We start from the raw sequence: 20,259 nt of genomic DNA, 5'->3' as shown, positions 1-20,259 counted from the left end.
AATTTAATAAGTAAATGTCAATCTTTCTCCTTTATTTTTTTAGTCTGTAACCTTATTTTATTTTCTTTTTTCACTAAAATTTCGTACCTTTGCAGCTCACTATGACTAAAAAATAATAACGCTATGAAACGACGAATTTCCTTCCTCTTAGCACTGATAGTCTTTCTCGGAGCATGCAGCAAAGAGCCACAAAATGAGCTGCTGGATAAGGCCACTCAAAAAGCAGAAGCCCAAGATGCTTTCTTCCGAGTAAAGGACTTTATCTGGAAGGGACTTAACCAATATTACCTTTGGCAAGAACAAGTAGGTGACCTCTCGGACACGCGCTTCGAACGTAGTCTGACTTATACCAACGCCACCAGTGAGAAATATGTCCACTTCCTTAGAAAATTCAACTCGCCCGAAGGCCTCTTCCACTACCTGCGACACTCCGATGACCGCTTTAGCTTTATCGTAAGGGATATAGATGAGCTGGAGAATAACTTCCAAGGCATCTCCCTATCCACTGGTATGGACTATGCCTTAGCCCGAACAGGAGCTGGTGATATTGTAGGTTTTGTACGCTATGTGCTGCCCAACTCTGATGCCTATAAGCAGGGAGTCAAGCGCGGCGATTTCTTCCTATCGGTAGATGGAGAGAAACTTAGCCCTACCAACTATCAGCGACTGCTCATCAACCAAAATCCCTCGCTAACCTTCGGTTTCTGCCAAATTGCAAACGGACAACTTGTCCCCACCCTGAGCAAAACCTTATCCCAGCTTCCGCTTCAGGAAGATCCTATCTTACTGCATAAGACCCTCCAACGCAATGGGAAGAAGATAGGTTACTTAGTGTATAACTCCTTTGTAAGCAAATATGACAAGGAGCTAAACGAAGTTTTCTCCCAGTTCAAGGCCGATGGGGTAAGCGACTTGGTATTGGACTTGCGCTACAACAGTGGAGGTAGCGTACAGACGGCCATCTACTTGGCCAGTATGATCAGGGGTACTAATACCAATGAGGTGTTTGTCAAACAGACCTCCAACCCCAAGATGCTCAATTACTGGAAACGAGCCTATAACTTCGAGAACAACATCTCAGGTACTCCTATCCACAGCCTTGACCTTCCCAAAGTATATATAATCACCTCCAAGCATACTGCATCAGCTTCGGAGCTGATCATCAATGGGCTCAAGCCTTACCTGCAAGTAGTCCAAATTGGGGATAAGACCGTGGGGAAGAACTTGGCCTCTGTCACCCTGAAGGACAAGACCCCCGGTAGTAAGTGGGCGATGCAGCCCATTGTACTCCGCTCGGAAAATGCCAGTGGCTTCGGAGCTTACGAATCAGGCTTGGTGCCCGATTTCCATATAGTAGAAAAAGCTGAAAACTTAGGTACCTTGGGCGATGAAAATGAACCACTCTTGGCTAAGGCCATGGAACTGATTACCAGCATGCCCCAACAGGAGGCCTCCCTAAGGGGGCGCTTCCGCAGAGCGGCCTATAGGCTTTCGATGGACGAGTTCGACCACTGCCGAAGCCTATCTCCTACCCTTAATCGTATGTATATAGATAATCCTACTGAATAATGAATACTGAAATTCCTTGGCAAATAGCCAAACAATACGAAGATATCACCTATAAGAAATGTAATGGGGTGGCTCGTATTGCCTTCAACCGTCCTGAAGTAAGAAATGCTTTTCGTCCACGTACCACCTCCGAACTCATTGATGCCCTGAGAGATGCCACCGAGGACACCTCCATCGGTTGCGTGCTCATCTCTGCCGAAGGCCCTTCGCCCAAGGATGGGGTGTGGTCATTCTGTAGTGGGGGTGACCAGCGCGTACGAGGCAAGCAGGGCTATGTAGGTGACGATGGGGCCCATAGGCTGAACATATTGGAAGCCCAACGGCTGATCCGCTTTATGCCCAAGGTGGTTATTGCAGTAGTGCCTGGCTGGGCAGTAGGGGGTGGCCATAGCCTCCATGTAGTCTGCGATATGACCTTGGCCAGCCGAGAACATGCCATCTTCAAGCAAACCGATACCGATGTAGCCAGCTTCGATGCCGGCTATGGCTCTGCTTACTTAGCTAAAATGGTCGGACAGAAAAAGGCACGTGAGATCTTCTTCTTAGGGCGTAACTACTCCGCCCAAGAGGCCTTCGAGATGGGGATGGTCAATGCTGTAATCCCCCACGAACAGTTAGAATATACCGCTTATGAGTGGGCACAAGAGATCCTACGCAAGTCCCCTACCGCTATCAAAATGGCCAAATACGCCATGAACCTTACCGACGATGGCATGGTAGGCCAACAGATTTTTGCCGGTGAGGCCACTCGCTTGGCCTATATGACCGACGAAGCCAAGGAAGGGCGTGATGCTTTCCTTGAAAAACGAAAACCTAATTTTGAGAAAAAGTGGATTCCTAATTAGGATTCTTCCTCTATTTCTACCTCTGGGTACAAAAAATTGTTGTAAGGGAAGCGCGTAATGTGTATTTCCCTTACTTTTTTATATACTTTTTCTCGAAACTCTTGTATATTTTCCTTATTAACAGCTGAAATAAAGATGGCATCTCCATTCATACGGTTCATCCAAGTCTGTTTCCACTCCTCTAAGGTGAAGTGTCGAGAGGTTTTCTCTGTCATAAGGTCATCTTCGGCTATAGTTTGGTGGGTATAGGCATCTATCTTATTAAAGACCATGAGGGTAGGCTTGTTGATGCTCTGTATCTCGCCCAATATCTGGTTCACTGAAGCGATATGATCCTCAAAATTGGGGTGAGATATATCCACCACATGCAGCAATAGGTCGGCATCCCTGACCTCGTCCAAGGTACTCTTGAACGATTCGATAAGCTGGGTAGGGAGCTTACGAATAAAACCTACCGTATCACTCAGCAAGAAAGGCAGGTTGCCAATGACTACCTTGCGCACTGTAGTATCAAGGGTCGCAAAGAGCTTATTTTCAGCAAAGACCTCACTTTTGCTAATAAGGTTCATCAGGGTCGATTTGCCCACATTGGTATATCCAATCAGGGCAACCCGTACCAAAGCTCCACGGTTGCTACGCTGAGTGGCCATCTGTCTGTCTATGGTTTCGAGCTTCTTCTTAAGCAAGGCGATGCGGTCGCGCACGATACGGCGGTCGGTCTCTATCTCCGTCTCTCCAGGGCCTCGCATCCCAATCCCCCCTCGCTGGCGTTCCAAGTGTGTCCAAAGCCCGGTAAGGCGAGGTAGCAGATACTGATACTGTGCCAGTTCCACCTGAGTACGGGCATAGCTGGTCTGGGCACGCTGGGCAAAGATATCTAAGATAAGGGTAGTCCTATCCAAGATTTTGATTCTTAGAATTTTTTCTATATTATTCTGCTGAGCGGGGGTCAGTTCGTCATCAAAGATAACAGTGCCTATTTCATTTTCCTCGACAAACTGGGTAAGCTCCTCCATTTTTCCCGTTCCGATGAAGGTCTTCGGGTTGGGGGTATCAAGGCGTTGGGTAAAGCGCTTGATCACCTCTCCACCTGCGGTGTAGGTCAAAAACTCCAGTTCGTCCAAATATTCGTGGGCTTTTTCTTCATTTTGGGTAGCGGTAATTACACCTACCAGCACCACCTTTTCATAGTCTAAATTTTTCTTTTCAAGCATGCTGAAAATTTTGATTTTTGAGTTTTAAATTTTGAGTTATAACAAAATAAAAATCGTCGGTTGTTTGTCCAATTGCAGTCCTTTGCGCTTATGCCGCCACTCCCCTACGGTATAAGTATGTATAGACTCCTCGGAGAGGGTGATATTGGTGGCCACACATAGGGAGGTCTGTGGGGAGAGCTGCTGTAGCATCTCATCTAATAAAGCCTCATTACGGTAAGGAGTCTCTATAAAGAGTTGGGACTGGCGTTCCTCTTTAGCCCTCTTTTCCAAGCGCTTAAGGGCGGCCTTGCGCTCTGTTTTATCTATAGGCAGGTAGCCGTTGAAGGCAAAGGACTGCCCGTTCAGCCCACTGGCCATTAGGGCAAGCAATAGGGAGGAAGGCCCTACCAAAGGTACAACTCGTATCCCCTTCTGGTGAGCCATACGTACGATATCACTGCCTGGGTCTGCAATGGCAGGACAACCTGCATCGGAGATAATCCCCATGGGATAGCCTGCAAGGCAGGGAGATAGAAACTGCTGCTTGTCCTCCTCCAAGGTATGCTTGTTCAGCACAAAAAGCTCCAACTCCGCTTGTGGATGCTCTGGGGCAAGCTGCTTGATAAAGTGCCGCGCATTCTTGGCATTCTCCACAATGAAGTGCTTGCACTGTAGTACCACCTCTCTTACCCGTGGGGGTAAGACCTGATCTGCCTGTGTCTCTCCTAACAAATTGGGTATCAGATACAAATTTCCTATCGCCTGCATAACTACTGTATTTCTATTTTTTCTCCTAAATACTTGGGCTGCACCCCAAAAGTCAAGTCCCAAAACACTTTCACACGGGCGAAGTACTCTCGAACTCTCGTCTTCAAGCCAAAGTACTTATCCACATCCCGAGCACAAAAGCCTATGGCCTTGATTCCATGCTTCTGTGCTAGGTAGAGTGCGCGCTGGTTGTGGAACTCCTGAGAGATAAGGGTCAGCTCCGTAAGCCCAAAGATCTCCTTAGCCCTGACCACCGAATCCAAGGTGCGAAAGCCTGCATAATCCAAGTAAATACGCTCTTGGGGCACCCCAAGGGCGATGAGTGCCTCCCGCATATCCGAAGGCTCATCGTATCCCTGGCGGCTATTATCCCCACTGATGAGGATGAAATCCACCTTTCGAGCCTTGAAAAGGGCAGCAGCAGCCTCCACCCTATACTGAAAATACAGGTTGGGTTGCCCGTTCTTAAGCAACTTACTGGTACCTAAGAGTAAGCCTACCTTCCGCTTGGGGATACTATCGAGCTCGGTATAGAGCTTGCCCTCGCTGGCCTTGCGAATCGTACTATCAGCATTGTGGAGCACTATCACAGCCATCAGAAGAAGAAAAAGTACAAAAAACATATTCTTTTTCAAGAACTCTCGGGAGAAACCTATTTTCATTGCCATGCTAGAAGGGAATTACGGTTACAGCAGGCAAAGTTACTACTATTTATACTTTTATCAAAAAATATATTCAAAAAATATATGTTATTTCCTTTTTTTTTAGTATATTTGCTATCCGAAAATAAAAGCACCTTTTATCATGAAAGTATCTGTAGAACTTACCCTTAGTCCTCTTCAGGACGGATTCAGAGAACCTGTCATTCACTTTATCAAGAAGCTCCGCACCTCTGGGCTTATCGTATATGAAAATCCACTTAGTACCCAGGTATACGGAGAGTACGACCGTGTGATGGAAGTCCTTACCCAGGAGGTCAAGGAGGTATTTGATCTTATAGAAAGTGGCCTCATTTACATAAAAATAGTAAAATCCGACCGACACAACTATGAACCTTATTTTTGATTGGATTTTCTCTCAATATAAGGGAACCCCCACCCACTTGGTAATTATCGAACTATTAGGTGGGAGCTTCGGCCTTATCAGTGTCTTCTTCTCTAAAAGGAGAAACATATGGGTATACCCCACTGGAATCGTCAGTACAGTGCTCTATGTATACCTCCTATGGGTAGGAAGGCTCTTCGGCGATATGCTTATCAACGCCTACTATACCGCTATGAGCCTATATGGCTGGATCCTTTGGGCGAAGCACAGAGAGGATAGTGTGCATGTGAAAATAGGCAAGATGAACCTCTCCGAGACCAAAAGTACGCTATGGCTCGCCCTTTTTAGCTGGCTCTTTGTCATGTTTGTCTATTACTTTAGGCCTTATATCAACCATGATTTCTCTATGGAGGGTACCGAGTTGGGCTTCAAGTATTTTGTATGGACGGACTGGGTGGATGCCACTACTACCGCCATTTTCTTAGTCGGGATGTGGCTTATGGCAAGGCGCAAGATAGAGAACTGGCTCTTTTGGATCGTGGGCAATATCATCTCTGTTCCCTTATATGCCTATAAGGGATTCTTGTTCAGTTCCCTAATATACATCGTCTATACCCTTATCGCTATTTTAGCTTATATAGAATGGAAAAAGATCTTATACAACGACCAAGCACCTGCCAGCGCATCGCCTTCGTAGGGCCTGAATCCACCGGGAAGACGACCCTTAGCCAGCGAATGGCTGCCCTGCACCATACCCAGTGGGTGGAGGAATATATGCGCCTCTACCTACAAGAAAAATGGGACAAGCAGCGCGCGGTATGTTCTTGGGACGACTTGTTACCTATCGCTAAGGGACAAATACGCTTGGAAAACGAAGCCCTACTCAAGGCCAATGATTATCTCTTTTGTGATACTTGTCTCTTGGAATTGGTCGTCTATTCCTATATCTATTATGGGAAATGTGATCCTATGATAGAAAAGCAAGCCCTAAGTCATAAGTATGATCATATCTTCCTTACCTATATCGATACTCCTTGGGTAGCCGATGACTTAAGGGATAAGCCTCATGAACGAGAGGAGATTTTCTCCTTTTTCAAGAACTTTTTAGAGAAAAAAACAATCCCCTTTCACCTGTTGAAAGGAGGAATAGACCATAGAATAGAACAAATCAATCTAATACTAAACAAATGAAAGAATTAACCGAGTACGACCAACTTCTCTTAGGAGAAAAAGGAATCAAAGTCAGTAAGTTACAAGAACAAGTGGCTATTTTCCTCGAAGGAGTTCCTCCTGTGAACTTGGTAGCTCCTGCCCATGTAGGCAATGGTATCTTAGCCTTCTCTCGCGAGGATGCCATCCAGTATGTGGCCACCTACCAAAAGAAGAAAAATAGCTTGGACATCCTCAAGTTCGTCCCTGCTTCGGGCTCCGCTACCCGTATGTTCCAGTTCCTTTCTGCCTTCGAAAGCGATTTTGACCCCAAAAAGCAGACTTTTAATGAATATATCAAAGAAAGCGGCAATGCCAATGCAGAGATTTTCTTCCATCACCTCCCACAATTCGCTTTCTACGATGCCTTGCAAAAGTATATTGAGCAACATAAGGCCTTCGAGGGACTTAGTGAAGATGAACAGAAGCTCCGTATCGCTCATATCCTACTCAAGGAAGAGCCTTTTAACTACAAAAACAAACCCAAAGGACTATTCCCCTTCCACAAATATGGAGAAAAGGTAGTGACCGCCTTCGAAGAACACTTCCGCGAGGCTTTCCTCTATGCCGCTCAGGGCGAGGTGGTCAATCTACATTTTACTATCAACAAGGAATATAGCACCCTCTTTCTCAACCAATTGGCCGAGATACGCCCCAGCTTGGAAAAACAATATGGAGTACACTTCGAGGTGAGCTTCTCCCACCAAAGCGAGAGCACGGATACGGTAGCCCTTACTCTTGATAATGAGTACTTCCGCGATGAGAACAACAAGCTCCTCTTCCGCCCTGCCGGACATGGCGCCTTGCTCAAGAACCTCAACGAGCTGAATGCCGATATTATCTTTATCAAGAATATCGACAATGTGGTGGTAGAATCCTATGCCGATGAGGCTATCTTCTACAAGGAGGTCTTGGCCGGTAAGCTCGAGGATACCCGCGCCAAGGTGCATAAAATCCTTCAGAAAATCCAAAAGGAAAAACTCAAGAAGAAAGAAATCCCCGATATCCTCAAGTTCCTCTCCGAACTCAATATCAAGGTACCTCCTTATGTACATAAGTTTGCCAAACGCTATATGATAGAGTACATCTATCAGGTACTGAACCGTCCTATCCGCGTATGTGGTATGGTCAAGAACGAAGGTGAAATAGGCGGTGGCCCCTTCTGGGTGAAAGATGCCGATGGCAACGAATCCCTACAAATCATCGAAATGGCACAGATAGACAAGGACAATCCCCAACAATGGGAACGCCTACAGGCCTCTACTCACTTCAACCCAGTGGATATCGTCTGCTGTATCAAGAACTATAAGGGAGAGGTATTTGCCTTAGAGGAATTCCAGGACAAGAAGCTGAGCTTCATCACCGAAAAATCCTATAACGGTCACCCTCTCAAGGCCTTAGAACTCCCTGGCTTATGGAACGGAGCTATGGCCGGCTGGATCAGTATCTTTGTGGAAGTCCCTCAGATTACCTTCAACCCTGTGAAATCCGTCAATGATTTGCTTAAGAAAAACCACCAAGGCAATTACTAATGACTGACGACAAGTGAAAGGTGAATGGCGATAAATGATGAGTCTCTCTTCATTTTTCACTTTTCACTTTTTTACTTTTTTTGTCACTATTATGAAACATTTTTTACTTTTTTTTCTATTTTGTGGGATAGCCTATGGGCAGGGAACTCTCAAGGAAGCCAAGGAAAGGCTTGATTCCCCACCTATAAACAGCTCAGGAAGTGAGGAGTATCACACTTCCACTGATGGGAGCTATCAGGTTCATTCCGCTTGGGACGATATTACCTTTTTACCCATGCTCTTAGACCTAACCTTTGTCTTGGGCTACAACCTATTGGTGGAAAGCAGCTATGAGCGGTACGGACGTATGCGAACGGCGGAACTTAATCCCTATCCCTATTATAAGGGCAAGGGCGACTATACCTATGAGAAACAAATCATAGAGGATTTTACGCTGTTTCGTGCATCTGTTAGCAATGAAGTCTCCATGGGGATGCACATCTTCCAAAACAACCTACAAGGCAAAGTACGTATGGGTAGTCGCTTTGGAGCAACACTTTCCTACCAACACTTTTGGGAAAAGCAGCTCGGTGTCCCCACCGAGCATTTGGATTTTGTCTCCCTCACGGCTCAGTATTTTCGTATTCGCTCTCAGCAAATGAGCCTTAGCTGGGGGTTAGGGGCAGGTTATATAGGCAATGGCATTAACCAATTTGGCTTTTCCATGACCCAAGATGCGGAAGTTTTTGTTTATAGACCTATTTCACTAGCTTATCAGTTGCAATATACAGCTTTTTCTTACTCGGAGATCTTCTCCTTTGCCGTGGGTGCCAATTACTATCACCAGCAATATCAGGGGGGACTCAAGTATCAATATAACAACTTAGCTGCTACGAAATTTTCGGCCATGATGCTTTCCTTTGGGGTTACATTCTGACACATAACAAATTACGTTCCTATATTGGAAAGAAATGAGGCTGTCCGAAAATTTCTTTGGACAGCCTCTTTCTTCTTTAAAAGTAGTTTTTATAGTTTATAAGCTTCGATTATTTATAGTATTCTATCACACGTTCGGTGATATAGGTGGCCTTTCCATTGGAATACTGGGTACGGTTTGTCCAGTTTTTATGGGCATCCACTTTATATTGCTGAATAAGCTTAGAGGTTTCCTCTCCTTTATTATTGAAGGTAGTAGATTGTACACATTCTCCTACATTGTTATAGACATATTTGATTACAAATGCTAGAGAGTTATCTGTATTATGGCCTTTTTGTTCTATCCTTTGGCCTTTTTCATTATATTTATAGGTGTTTCTTTGGATAAGCTCTCCATAGGAGTCATATTCCGCACGTTCGATAAGTTGTCCTTGGTCATCGAATACTTGGGTTGTCCTTTGGATTACCTCATTGCTCTTGTCATAGTTGATACGTTCTATTTCATTACCTCGGCTATCATATTTGTAAGCATAGCGGAAGAAAGGTTTTTGCTCATTATCCACACTCTTGACCTCAATAATTTGTCCTGCCTTGTCATACACATAAGTATCTTTTTTCCAAAGGTTTCCTAAGTTATCATATTCATTGGTAAAGAGTAGCTTAGGATCTTCTATTTCTTCATAGGTAGGCTCTTTAGAGGCTTCTTCCTGCTTAGGAGCTGGTGCCGCAGGCTTTGGAGTTGCTCTCTCCTGAGCATCATAGATATTTACCTCCGTTCTGTTACCCTTAGCATCATAGGCATACTTGAGTTTTTTCCTTATTACCCCCTTGGTATTGACCTCATCTATCACCAATCGATCTACTTTCTCTGGAGTGATAAGCTCGGTGAAGTACTCCTCTTTCTCTATGGTATTCCCCTTATCATCATATTTCCAAGTACATTTGTAAGCGGTCTGGTTTTTCATGGTAATCACTTTCTCTATGATATGATTATTGGAATCATAGCGGTTGGATTCGCGAGAGACCAAAATGGCTTGGTTATCATAACTATCTCTCTCGGATATATTGCCTCGTGTATCATAGCGATATACATAGCGCCATAGGAGTGCCCCCTTGGCATCGAAAGAAGATTCTTCTGTTTTTTGTCCTTTTTTATCGTAGCGATAGGTTACACGCCCTTTGAGACTTTCATGTGTAATCCCCTCCTCATTTTCTTTTTTAGGCTCTGGGGTCTTGGCCGCTGGCTTCTCAGCTGGCTTGCTCATATTATAACCTTCATATATATACTTTTTGGTATACCATACCGCACCATTGGTATAATAAACTACCCTCTCGGTAACATTTCCTTTCTTATCATAATGGGTAAGCATGTTATCCATTCCCTTGGCTATACTTCCTTTTCCATAATTTCCACCTCCCTTGTCCATGGCCACATAGGTAGTAATGCGAACACTTTTTACTTTGCCTTCTAAATCATTTTTGTAATCTTTTTTTCCAGTTTCTTGTGCCAAGGCAAAGGTAGAGCACAAGCTGAATAGCAATAATTGTTTTACTCTCGACATATTTTTGTGAAGTGATTTAATAATTTTTTTTCCATATCTTGTTTGTTTTGTGATGGATGCAAATAGGCAACTCTCTCTCAAGGAACTTATCGCTGCCTTACTATTGGAGCCATTAAGGAAATACTTCCAATAGGGAGCCTTATTTGATTCTCTTCTAATCTTTAGTGGTTTTTGTTTAGCTTTTTCTTGGTTTTATATCATCGTTTTAATTTTTTTGCAAAGGTACGAATTATTTTTTTATTCACAATAGCGTAAAAAAACATTTTAGTCTTTTATTAAGAATTATATTTTTAATAAATATCTCTGTTTCAATAAATTATTTTGAAAGTTAAAAGTAATTTTAACTATTTATAACTACAAAAAAAAAAAAAAAAAAACAGTCAATATTTCTTAATTAATCAAAAATACGATTTATCATTTATTTAAGTTTTAAAGAGAAATCATCAACCGTTCATAACCAACCTCTAATTGCTAATAATTGCAAACAATTTTCGTGCCAAAAATTCATTCCAATTAAAAAAAAATGATTATTTTTGCCACATCGAATAGGCATATATAGAAATGATGAAAAAAATATTCCTCCCTTTTATTATTTGTGTAGGAACAATATCTATATTAGCAAGGCTTTTTTATTTGCAGATTCTCAACAAAGACACTCATAAAGATAATATTTCCAGTGATGTAGCCCTACAAATTTCTTATGATTATCCCGAACGAGGGTATATCTATGATAGGAATGGGAAGCTATTGGTCACCAACCAGTCGGCTTACGATATCATGGTAGTACCTCGTGAGGTCAAGGCATTGGATACCTTGGAGTTTTGTTCCTTGGTGGGTATTGATATAGCGCGTTTTCGTGAGACTTTGGCCAAGGCTAAGACGTATTCCTACCGCAAGCCTTCTGTTTTTGTAAGCCAACTCTCCAAGGAAGAATATGCGCCCTTACAGGAGAAACTCCGAAAGTTTCCTGGCTTCTTCATGCAGAAACGCCTACTTAGGCACTATGAGACCTTCGCGGGGGCCAATGTATTGGGCTACATCAGTGAGGTCAATGATTGGGAACTTAAGAACAATCCTTACTACTTGGCCGGTGAGATCATCGGTCGCCAAGGAGTAGAAAAGCAATATGAGGACTTCCTTAGAGGCAAAAAGGGGGTACGCTATCTGCAAAAGGACAAATTCAACCGAGTGATTGGCTCCTATAAGAATGGTATCTACGATACCCTTCCTACGGCAGGGAAATCCTTGGAACTGACCATCGACAACGACTTACAAAGCTATGGGGAGATTCTCATGCAGTGCAAGCGAGGCAGTATCGTGGCTATAGAACCCAAAACTGGCGAAATTCTCGCCCTTGTCTCTGCCCCTTCCTACGATCCCAACCTGCTGGTAGGGCGCAAGCGTTCCCAGAACTATACCATGCTCTACAATGATTCCATTGCCAAGCCTCTCTTCGATCGTGCCCTCCTGGCCGAATATCCTCCTGGTTCTACCTTTAAGCCCTTCACCGCTCTCTTAGGCTTACAAGAGGGAGTGATGACCCCCAGTAGCTTGGTCTCTTGCAATGGAGGCTATCGTTATGGAAATCGCATCATGAAGTGTCATGGACATGCCTCCCCTATCGATATGATCCATGCCTTGGCTACCTCTTGCAATGCTTACTTTGCGCACGAATACCGCAAAATCATTGAGAAATATCCTACTCCAACCCAAGGACTGACCGCTTGGGCAGAAGACCTCAAGAGCTTTGGTTTCGGGGCTTACTTAGGAAGTGACTTCCCGATTGGCCGTAAGGGCTACCTTCCCGATGCGGCCTTCTATGACCGACAATATGGGGTAGATGGATGGCGTGCTACCTCCAATATCTCCAATGGTATCGGTCAAGGCGAGGTGCTGGTGACCCCCTTACAGCTGGCCAATGCCTTAGCCGCCATAGCCAACAAGGGATCTTACTATACCCCTCATATCGTCAGGAAAATAGATGGGAAGACGACCCCCTTTACCGAATATACCCAAATCAAGCACACTCGCATCGACCCTAAGTACTTCGACCCTATCATCCGAGGAATGAATCTTTCCTATACCGGTGGTACCTCCCGAGGCACTCAGATAGACAGCATTAATGTAGCGGCCAAAACCGGTACAGCCGAGAACTATGTCAGGGTCAATGGCAAGCGCATGCAGCTGACCGACCACTCCATCTTCATGGCTATGGCTCCCATCGAAGACCCTAAAATAGCCATCGTAGTGGTAGTGGAAAACGGCTACTTTGGTGCCCGTATCGCCGGGCCTATCGCCTCCTTGATGATAGAACAATACCTTACCAAAAAAGTTAAAAGAAAGGAGCTTGAGAAAAAAATGATCGAAAAGAGCTTAGAGGACGAATATGCTAAGCCCTACTCCGGAAAACGTTTCTCTATTAACCAATAAATTCGCCTATGCTAAAACACCTCGATTGGCTCAGTGTCCTGCTGTATATCGCCTTGGTCTCCATCGGTTGGGTCTGTATCTATGCTACCGGTTATAACGAACAGACCACCAATCTCTTGGACTTCTCTCAACACGCTACCAAACAGCTCTTTTTTGTCTGTACCAGCGTGCTGCTAATCCTTTTTATCTTGGCTATCGAACCTAAATTCTATGAAAATTCGGCCGAGATTTTCTATATCTTTGCCATGATCCTCTTAGTCGGGGTACTTATCTTTGGTAAAACAATCAATGGGGCAAGGGCTTGGTATGCCATTGGGCCTGTGACGATACAGCCTGCCGAGTTTGCCAAAACAGCCACCGCCCTGCTCTTTGCCAAACAGCTAAGCCATATCCAAACGGACATCAGGCGGCTGAAGGACTTGATCTATACTGTGGTGATCATCATGATCCCTTGTTTTCTGATTATCCTCCAGCCCGACCCCGGTAGTACCTTAGTATATGGGGCTTTTATCTTTGCTCTAAACCGTGAGGGAATGAGCTCTTCCTTTATTTTCTTGATGCTCCTCTTCCTGACGGTCTTCCTCTCCACCCTGAAGTTTGGCATGGGCAATACCATTACCTTCTTTATCTTCTTAGCCCTTCTCTATGGCTATTGGGCAAAGCAACGTAATGGACATACCCCTTATCGGAATATTTTTTTGCTCATAAGCCTATGTGTGCTAACTTCCTACTCGGCCAATTTTATTTTCTATAATGTGTTCAAGCAGCACCACCGTGACCGCTTTAGCCTTTGGTTACGCCTTGAAAATGAAATTACCGACAGCCAAACCCTCCGACAAACGGTCGCTTACAATTCCCTCCAAGCCGAATCGGCCATCTCCTCTGGCGGGCTCTCCGGAAAAGGCTTCCTCGAAGGAACGCTCACCAAGGGGGATTTCGTCCCCGAACAACATACCGACTATATCTTTACCACCCTTGGCGAGGAATGGGGCTTCTATGGTACGGCTACCGTGACCCTCCTTTTTGCGCTGCTTTGTCTAAGAATATGGTACCTGGCTGAAAATCAAAAGAGTAAATTCTACCGCGTCTATGGCTATTGTGTCTCGGCTATTTTTTTCATACACTTTTTTGTCAATATTAGTATGGTCATCGGCACCATGCCAACGGTAGGAATTCCCCTCCCCTTCTTCAGCTATGGAGGCTCCGGACTATGGGGCTTCACTATGCTGTTGTTCATCTTCCTAAGACTGAGTACCAACAAGGAAAAACACTAAGATAAGGTGATCAGGTGATTTCTTTAATCCTATACCCCTTAATTTTTTTATTTTAAATATCTTTTTGTCATTATGAAAAAAAGACGTATATTTGTCACTAATCATTGACAATTAACCTTTAACAAGTAATATGAAGTATTTTTCTATTCCACTGGGTTGCTTACTTGCCTTAGTGGCTTGTAATAACCCACACCCCAAAGAGGCTACCCAGGAACCCGAGCCTTGGGAAAATTTCTCCTATCCTGAAACTAAAAAAGAAAACGTAGAAGATACCTACTTCGGAGAAAAAGTAATCGACCCCTATCGCTGGCTCGAAGATGACCAAAGCCAAGAGACTGCCAACTGGGTAAAAGCCCAAAACCAAGTAACCTTCGGCTACCTAAATGCCATTCCTTATCGCCAAAAAATAAAAGAACAAGCCGAAAAACTATGGAACCACGAGCAACTCTCCGCTCCCTTCCACGCTGGAGACTATACCTATTATTATAAAAACAACGGCTTACAAGATCAGGATGTCCTCTACCGTAAGGACAAAGAGGGGCAAGAGGAACGCTTCCTCGACCCCAATACCTTCGCTGCCGATGGCACCACTTCCTTAGCCCAAGTCAATTTTAGTAAAGATGGTTCCCTGATCTGCTACCTTATCTCCGAAGGAGGAAGCGACTGGCGCAAAGCCATTGTCTTGGATACCAAAACCAAGCAACAAATAGGCGATACCATCGTAAATATCAAATTCTCAGGTGGATTTTGGTATAAAAATGAAGGCTTCTACTATTGTAGTTATGACAAACCCAAAGGAAGTGAACTCTCCGAAAAAACGGACCAAAACAAACTCTACTACCATAAGCTCGGCACCCCTCAATCAAGCGATATATTAGTCTTTGGAGGGAAACCAGAAGAAAAAAATCGCTACGTAGGCGGCTATGTCTCTAGCGACGAAAACTACCTCATCATACGTGGTGAGGAGACCACCTCAGGAGGTAAGTTGTGGATCAAAGACCTTAGAAAGCCTAATGCCCCTATGATTACCATCCTTGACAACTATGATTCCGATACCTTTGTACTGGCTATCAAGGGAGAAAAAATATACTTCCAGACCAACCTAAATGCACCCAATGGACGTATCGTAGTGGCTGACATCAAAAAACCTACGCCACAGTACTGGAAAGACCTTATCCCTGAAACAGAAAATGTACTCACTCCTGTGGTGGCCGGAAAGTACATCTTGGCTCACTATATGAAAGATGCTATCTCCCAGGTAAAACAATATGATTTTGATGGAAAATTCATCCGAGACATCAAGCTCCCTGCCTTGGGTACTGTAAATTTGGAAAGCGCTGAAGAGGACGAAACCGAAAGCTTTTTCTCCTTTGAGAACTTCTATACCCCCTTAAGCATCTATAAGCTACACTTGGAGAAAGGTGATACCTCTCTTTTTTGGGCACCTAAGATAGACTTCAACTCCAATGATTTCGAATCCAAACAGGTATTCTATACCTCCAAAGATGGCACTAAGGTACCTATGATCATTACTTATAAGAAAGGTACCCCCTTGGACGGCAGTGCTCCTGCTTGTCTCTATGGTTATGGTGGCTTCAATATCAGCTACACCCCTTGGTTTGCCGTTACTTATGCCACTTGGATGAACAATGGAGGTGTCTTTGCTGTAGCCAACATTCGTGGAGGAGGGGAATATGGTAAAAGATGGCATGACGATGGCACCAAATTCAAAAAACAAAATGTCTTCGACGACTTTATTGCTGCTTGCCAATACTTGATAGACAACAAATATACCTCCAAAGAGAAACTCGCTATCAAAGGAGGCTCCAATGGAGGCCTACTCATAGGAGCGGTAATGACTCAGCGACCTGACCTTATCCGAGTAGCACTCCCCTATGTAGGGGTGATGGATATGCTTCGCTATCACAAATTCACCTCTGGTGCCGGATGGGCTTACGACTATGGTACCTCCGATGACAGTAAGGAGATGTTCCAATACCTAAAGGGATACTCCCCTGTACATAATGTGAAAGAGGGTACTTGCTATCCCGCAACCCTGGTTTTCACTGGTGACCATGATGACCGTGTAGTACCCGCCCACAGCTTCAAGTTTGCCGCCCAGCTGCAAAGCAAACAAGCCTGCAAGAACCCCGTCTTTATCCGTATAGAAACCAATGCAGGCCATGGAGCAGGCACACCGGTAAGTAAAATTATTGACCAAACTGCCGACTGGCAAGCCTTCACCCTTTGGAATATGGGGTATAAGAAACTACCAAATGAAAAGTAAAATAAAAAACAAAGCGTGAAGAATTAATAATTAACAACTAATATGAAGTATTTTTCTATTCCCCTCAGTTGCTTGCTTGCCCTTTCGGCTTGTAAGAACAACCCTCAACCTGAACAAACAGAACAGATGAAAGACTTAACTTATCCCCAAACCAAAGAACAAGTCGTAGAAGACGACTACTTCGGCCAAAAAATAGCCGACCCCTATCGTTGGCTTGAAGATGATAAAAGTACCGAGACCGAGGCTTGGGTAAAAGCACAAAGCCAATTCACTACCGATTATCTCAATGCTATCCCTTATCGCAAGACGATCAAGGAACAATTGGAAAAACTTTGGAACTATGAAAAGTCTGGCGCTCCTTTCGTAGAAGGAGACTACACCTACTACTATCGTAACAACGGATTGCAAGACCAAAGTGTACTCTACCGCAAGGACAAAGAAGGTAAGGAAGAAGTTTTTCTTGATCCTAACCAGTTCGCCGCCGATGGTACTACTTCCTTGGCCGGAATCAACTTCTCCAAGGATGGTTCTTTAGTTTGCTACCTTATCTCTGAGGCTGGTAGTGACTGGAAAAAAGCAATAGTACTGGATACCAAAACTAAAGAAAAAGTAGGCGACCCTATCGTAGATGTGAAATTTGGTGGAGGTAACTGGAAAGGAAACGAAGGTTTCTATTACTCTTCCTATGACAAACCTCAGGGAAGCCAACTCTCTGAAAAAACAGACCAAAACAAAATCTACTACCATAAGCTCGGCACTTCTCAAAAAGAGGATGTGCTGATCTTCGGGGGTACTCCTGAAGAAAAAAACCGCTACTGCGATGCTTATGTAACTGATGATCAAAGATTCCTCGTTATTTTCGGTGCCGATGCTACTTCTGGAAACAAGCTCTTTATCAAGGACTTAACAAAAGCAAATGCTCCTTTAGTAGCTATCCTCAACGATTACTCTTCCGACACTTCAGTAATCGATGTCAAGGGAGATAAGCTCTATCTTTTCACCAACCTCAATGCACCTAACGGAAAGGTGGTCGTAACTGATATCAAGAATCCTACCCCTGAGCACTGGACTGATCTTATTCCCGAAAGTGAAAATGTATTGGATATTACCACTGCCGGAGGCTATATCTTAGCCAAATATACCGTTGCTGCCCTCACAGAAGTAAAACAATATGACTTCTCCGGTAAGTTCATCCGCGATATTAAGCTTCCTACTATTGGGGTGGCTGGTGGTTTCTCCTCCAAAGAAAACCAAAAAGATACTTATTTCTGGTTTACTAACACTTGTACTCCTACAAGTATTTACAAACTCAACTTGGAAAGTGGGGAAACTACCCAATATTGGAAACCTTCTATTGCTTTCAACTCCGATGAGTACGAATCCAAACAAGTATTCTATACCTCTAAGGATGGCACCAAGGTTCCTATGACCATCACTTATAAGAAAACAACCAAGCTCGATGGCACCGCTCCTACCCTACTCTATGGCTATGGCGGGTTCAACTCCATTACTTATCCTTATTTCGGAGTAAGTGCCGCCATTTGGATGAACAATGGCGGGGTATATGCCACTGCTAACATCCGTGGAGGGGGAGAATATGGTAAAAAATGGCATGACGATGGTACCAAATTCAAAAAACAAAACGTATTTGACGACTTTATCGCTGCTGCCGAATACCTAATCAAGGAAAAATATACCTCTAAAGAGAAATTAGCTATCAAGGGAGCTTCCAACGGAGGTCTATTGGTAGGAGCTGTGATGACCCAGCGCCCCGACCTCATGCGAGTAGCCTTACCTGGAGTAGGGGTAATGGATATGCTCCGCTACCACAAGTTTACCGCAGGTGCCGGCTGGGCTTATGATTATGGTACTTCCGATGACAGTAAGGAAATGTTTGAATACTTAAAAGTTTACTCCCCTGTACATAATGTGAAAGAAGGGGTATGCTACCCTGCTACCATGGTTTCCACTGCCGACCATGATGACCGTGTGGTGCCTGCCCACAGCTTTAAGTTTGCTGCCCAATTACAGAAAAAACAAGCCTGTAGAAACGTTCCTGTTATCATCCGCATAGAGACCAATGCCGGACATGGCGCTGGTACTCCTGTAAGCAAGATGATCGAAAGCTATGCCGACGAACAAGCCTTCTCCCTATGGAATATGGGATATAAGAAACTACCTAATCAGTAGACAGTAGTCAGAAATCAGTCTATGATAAGTAACAAATGACAAATGACGAATCTCTTCTAAAGTTTAGCAGGATTCGTCATTAGTCATTAATAATTAATAATTGACATTTAACAATTAACAATTAAAAAGATGTTAGACAAAGCCCTTACCTCTGTAAGCAAACTGGAAAGCGCTTACCTGGCTTGGAAAGCCCTCCCTTTAGCCTCAAGAAAGCAGACTATAACTCGTATCCAGGAAAGACTCCTTACTCATACCGAAGAATATGCCAGCGCTATCACTACCGATATGAATAAGCCCTTGGCTCAGTCCATAGCCGAGGTCAAGAAATGTGCCTCTCTTTGCTCATATTACCTAAATCATATAGACAAGTTTCTCCGCCCCCAACCCTTACAGAGCAGTTGGAGTGAAAGTTATGTTCGCTTAGACCCCTTAGGGGTACTTTTGGCTGTGATGCCTTGGAACTTCCCCTTTTGGCAGGTGTTCCGAGTGGCAATCCCCAACTTGTTATTAGGTAATGTCTTGGCGGTAAAACACGCCTCCAATGTCCCTACCGTTGCTGCCTTATTGGACGAGATCTTCCAAGATGAGACCTTAGGTTTTCCCATCTACAAGAACCTCCCCTTAGCCAGCCACCATGTAGAGGCCATCATCGCTCACCCTGCCATTAAGGGAGTAACCCTCACCGGGAGCGAGCCTGCGGGTAGGTCAGTAGCCCAGTGTGCAGGTAAGTATCTCAAGAAATCTGTTTTGGAACTCGGAGGCAGTGCCGCCTTTATCGTCTGTGAAGATGCAGACCTTAACAGGGCTGTTGCTACAGCTGTCAATGCTCGTATGCAGAACGCCGGACAGAGCTGTATTGCTGGTAAACGTATCTTGGTTCAGCAGTCCATTGCCAAGGCATTTATAGAAGCCTTTACCGAAAAGGTCAAAGCCCTTAAGCAAGGTGATAAGTATGACCTCTCCACCGAAATAGGGGCTATGGCTCGAGAAGATTTGGCTATAGAAATCGAAGAGATGGTCGAGCAAAGCCTCTCGGAAGGGGCAACCCTACTTTGTGGGGGAAAGCGTACAGGAGCTTTCTACGAACCCACAGTACTTACTGACGTAACCCCTACCATGCGAGTATTCAAGGAAGAGACCTTTGGCCCAGTAGCGGTTATCACTACTTTTCGAGATTTTGAAGAGGCCATTGCGCTGAGCAACCAATCGGATTTTGGCTTAGGAGTAGCTATTTTCTCCCAGAATGTAGATTTTGTAAAATCACAAGCCTCTCGCTTTGACGAAGGAGCGGTATATATCAACGAAATGCTTATCAGCGATCCTCATTTGCCTTTTGGCGGTATCAAGAACTCAGGCTATGGTCGTGAGCTCTCCTACTTTGGTGTATGGGAGTTTGCCAATATCAAAACTGTAGTGGTAAAGTAGAAAAATTCTCTTG

Annotated in this window: 16 protein-coding genes; 12 read left to right on the top strand and 4 right to left on the bottom strand. The window is 44.3% G+C overall.

The window, feature by feature from the left end:
- Positions 1 to 123 precede the first annotated feature (123 nt).
- A complete protein-coding gene (locus HMPREF1551_RS10370; protein WP_021629090.1) occupies positions 124 to 1,569 on the top strand; it encodes a S41 family peptidase in 1,446 nt (481 codons plus the stop codon).
- A complete protein-coding gene (locus tag HMPREF1551_RS10365) occupies positions 1,569 to 2,414 on the top strand; it encodes a 1,4-dihydroxy-2-naphthoyl-CoA synthase (protein WP_021629089.1) in 846 nt (281 codons plus the stop codon). The genes HMPREF1551_RS10370 and HMPREF1551_RS10365 overlap by 1 nt, the downstream gene beginning before the upstream one ends.
- Here the strand turns inward: HMPREF1551_RS10365 and hflX are convergent.
- From hflX to HMPREF1551_RS10350, 3 genes are read right to left on the bottom strand one after another with little or no spacing between them, the layout of a single operon-like run.
- Positions 2,411 to 3,628 (bottom strand): GTPase HflX, encoded by a 1,218-nt coding sequence (hflX, locus tag HMPREF1551_RS10360; RefSeq protein ID WP_021629088.1) that lies wholly within the window; start codon positions 3,626 to 3,628, stop codon positions 2,411 to 2,413. The two genes, HMPREF1551_RS10365 and hflX, sit on opposite strands and share 4 nt — an antisense overlap.
- Positions 3,629 to 3,664: 36 nt before the next feature.
- The gene (locus tag HMPREF1551_RS10355) at positions 3,665 to 4,378 is read right to left on the bottom strand and encodes an SAM-dependent methyltransferase (protein WP_021629087.1); all 714 of its coding nucleotides are present in this window, start codon (positions 4,376 to 4,378) and stop codon (positions 3,665 to 3,667) included.
- A gap of 2 nt (positions 4,379 to 4,380) precedes the next feature.
- The gene (locus HMPREF1551_RS10350) at positions 4,381 to 5,046 is read right to left on the bottom strand and encodes a vancomycin high temperature exclusion protein (protein ID WP_021629086.1); all 666 of its coding nucleotides are present in this window, start codon (positions 5,044 to 5,046) and stop codon (positions 4,381 to 4,383) included.
- 136 nt (positions 5,047 to 5,182) lie between these two features.
- On the opposite strand from HMPREF1551_RS10350, the gene HMPREF1551_RS10345 reads away from it, so the two are divergent.
- The 5 genes from HMPREF1551_RS10345 (at position 5,183) to HMPREF1551_RS10325 (ending at position 9,079) form a co-directional block, all read left to right on the top strand.
- Positions 5,183 to 5,443 (top strand): thiamine-binding protein, encoded by a 261-nt coding sequence (locus HMPREF1551_RS10345; protein WP_021629085.1) that lies wholly within the window; start codon positions 5,183 to 5,185, stop codon positions 5,441 to 5,443.
- The gene (gene pnuC / locus HMPREF1551_RS10340; protein ID WP_021629084.1) at positions 5,427 to 6,119 is read left to right on the top strand and encodes a nicotinamide riboside transporter PnuC; all 693 of its coding nucleotides are present in this window, start codon (positions 5,427 to 5,429) and stop codon (positions 6,117 to 6,119) included. Before HMPREF1551_RS10345 ends, pnuC begins: the two co-directional genes overlap by 17 nt.
- The gene (locus HMPREF1551_RS10335; protein ID WP_034544625.1) at positions 6,065 to 6,613 is read left to right on the top strand and encodes an AAA family ATPase; all 549 of its coding nucleotides are present in this window, start codon (positions 6,065 to 6,067) and stop codon (positions 6,611 to 6,613) included. Before pnuC ends, HMPREF1551_RS10335 begins: the two co-directional genes overlap by 55 nt.
- Positions 6,610 to 8,163: a DUF4301 family protein gene (locus HMPREF1551_RS10330; protein WP_021629082.1), complete on the top strand. Its 1,554-nt coding sequence runs from the start codon at positions 6,610 to 6,612 to the stop codon at positions 8,161 to 8,163. Before HMPREF1551_RS10335 ends, HMPREF1551_RS10330 begins: the two co-directional genes overlap by 4 nt.
- Positions 8,164 to 8,254: 91 nt before the next feature.
- A complete protein-coding gene (locus HMPREF1551_RS10325; protein ID WP_034544624.1) occupies positions 8,255 to 9,079 on the top strand; it encodes a hypothetical protein in 825 nt (274 codons plus the stop codon).
- A 109-nt stretch (positions 9,080 to 9,188) separates the two neighbouring features.
- Here HMPREF1551_RS10325 and HMPREF1551_RS10320 read toward each other — a convergent pair whose 3' ends face one another.
- Complete coding sequence (locus tag HMPREF1551_RS10320) at positions 9,189 to 10,640, bottom strand: hypothetical protein (protein ID WP_021629080.1); 1,452 nt, start codon at positions 10,638 to 10,640, stop codon at positions 9,189 to 9,191.
- Between the two features lie 564 nt (positions 10,641 to 11,204).
- On the opposite strand from HMPREF1551_RS10320, the gene mrdA reads away from it, so the two are divergent.
- From mrdA to HMPREF1551_RS10295, 5 genes are all read left to right on the top strand, one after another.
- On the top strand, positions 11,205 to 13,070 hold the full coding sequence (mrdA, locus tag HMPREF1551_RS10315) for a penicillin-binding protein 2 (protein ID WP_034544623.1): 1,866 nt from the start codon (positions 11,205 to 11,207) through the stop codon (positions 13,068 to 13,070).
- A gap of 8 nt (positions 13,071 to 13,078) precedes the next feature.
- Entirely contained in the window at positions 13,079 to 14,344 is a 1,266-nt protein-coding gene (gene rodA, locus HMPREF1551_RS10310; RefSeq protein WP_021629078.1) for a rod shape-determining protein RodA, read from the top strand.
- A gap of 130 nt (positions 14,345 to 14,474) precedes the next feature.
- Positions 14,475 to 16,631: a prolyl oligopeptidase family serine peptidase gene (locus HMPREF1551_RS10305; RefSeq protein WP_021629077.1), complete on the top strand. Its 2,157-nt coding sequence runs from the start codon at positions 14,475 to 14,477 to the stop codon at positions 16,629 to 16,631.
- Between the two features lie 42 nt (positions 16,632 to 16,673).
- On the top strand, positions 16,674 to 18,821 hold the full coding sequence (locus HMPREF1551_RS10300) for a prolyl oligopeptidase family serine peptidase (RefSeq protein ID WP_021629076.1): 2,148 nt from the start codon (positions 16,674 to 16,676) through the stop codon (positions 18,819 to 18,821).
- A 129-nt stretch (positions 18,822 to 18,950) separates the two neighbouring features.
- Positions 18,951 to 20,246, top strand: a complete 1,296-nt coding sequence (locus HMPREF1551_RS10295) for an NAD-dependent succinate-semialdehyde dehydrogenase (protein ID WP_021629075.1) — start codon at positions 18,951 to 18,953, stop codon at positions 20,244 to 20,246.
- Positions 20,247 to 20,259: the final 13 nt, after the last annotated feature.

Source organism: Capnocytophaga sp. oral taxon 863 str. F0517, assembly GCF_000466425.1.
Taxonomy (GTDB): domain Bacteria; phylum Bacteroidota; class Bacteroidia; order Flavobacteriales; family Flavobacteriaceae; genus Capnocytophaga.
This window is presented reverse-complemented; position numbering and strand designations above follow the sequence as displayed.

What these genes read in the sequence shown, in the direction of transcription:
- HMPREF1551_RS10335 (WP_034544625.1), top strand. Translation starts at nt 6,065, where the DNA reads ATGGAAAAAGATCTTATACAACGACCAAGCACCTGCCAGCGCATCGCC.
- HMPREF1551_RS10355 (WP_021629087.1), bottom strand. Translation starts at nt 4,378, where the DNA reads ATGCAGGCGATAGGAAATTTGTATCTGATACCCAATTTGTTAGGAGAG.
- HMPREF1551_RS10330 (WP_021629082.1), top strand. Translation starts at nt 6,610, where the DNA reads ATGAAAGAATTAACCGAGTACGACCAACTTCTCTTAGGAGAAAAAGGA.
- HMPREF1551_RS10295 (WP_021629075.1), top strand. Translation starts at nt 18,951, where the DNA reads ATGTTAGACAAAGCCCTTACCTCTGTAAGCAAACTGGAAAGCGCTTAC.
- HMPREF1551_RS10325 (WP_034544624.1), top strand. Translation starts at nt 8,255, where the DNA reads ATGAAACATTTTTTACTTTTTTTTCTATTTTGTGGGATAGCCTATGGG.
- HMPREF1551_RS10320 (WP_021629080.1), bottom strand. Translation starts at nt 10,640, where the DNA reads ATGTCGAGAGTAAAACAATTATTGCTATTCAGCTTGTGCTCTACCTTT.
- HMPREF1551_RS10350 (WP_021629086.1), bottom strand. Translation starts at nt 5,046, where the DNA reads ATGGCAATGAAAATAGGTTTCTCCCGAGAGTTCTTGAAAAAGAATATG.
- pnuC (WP_021629084.1), top strand. Translation starts at nt 5,427, where the DNA reads ATGAACCTTATTTTTGATTGGATTTTCTCTCAATATAAGGGAACCCCC.
- HMPREF1551_RS10370 (WP_021629090.1), top strand. Translation starts at nt 124, where the DNA reads ATGAAACGACGAATTTCCTTCCTCTTAGCACTGATAGTCTTTCTCGGA.
- hflX (WP_021629088.1), bottom strand. Translation starts at nt 3,628, where the DNA reads ATGCTTGAAAAGAAAAATTTAGACTATGAAAAGGTGGTGCTGGTAGGT.
- HMPREF1551_RS10365 (WP_021629089.1), top strand. Translation starts at nt 1,569, where the DNA reads ATGAATACTGAAATTCCTTGGCAAATAGCCAAACAATACGAAGATATC.
- HMPREF1551_RS10305 (WP_021629077.1), top strand. Translation starts at nt 14,475, where the DNA reads ATGAAGTATTTTTCTATTCCACTGGGTTGCTTACTTGCCTTAGTGGCT.
- mrdA (WP_034544623.1), top strand. Translation starts at nt 11,205, where the DNA reads ATGAAAAAAATATTCCTCCCTTTTATTATTTGTGTAGGAACAATATCT.
- HMPREF1551_RS10300 (WP_021629076.1), top strand. Translation starts at nt 16,674, where the DNA reads ATGAAGTATTTTTCTATTCCCCTCAGTTGCTTGCTTGCCCTTTCGGCT.
- rodA (WP_021629078.1), top strand. Translation starts at nt 13,079, where the DNA reads ATGCTAAAACACCTCGATTGGCTCAGTGTCCTGCTGTATATCGCCTTG.
- HMPREF1551_RS10345 (WP_021629085.1), top strand. Translation starts at nt 5,183, where the DNA reads ATGAAAGTATCTGTAGAACTTACCCTTAGTCCTCTTCAGGACGGATTC.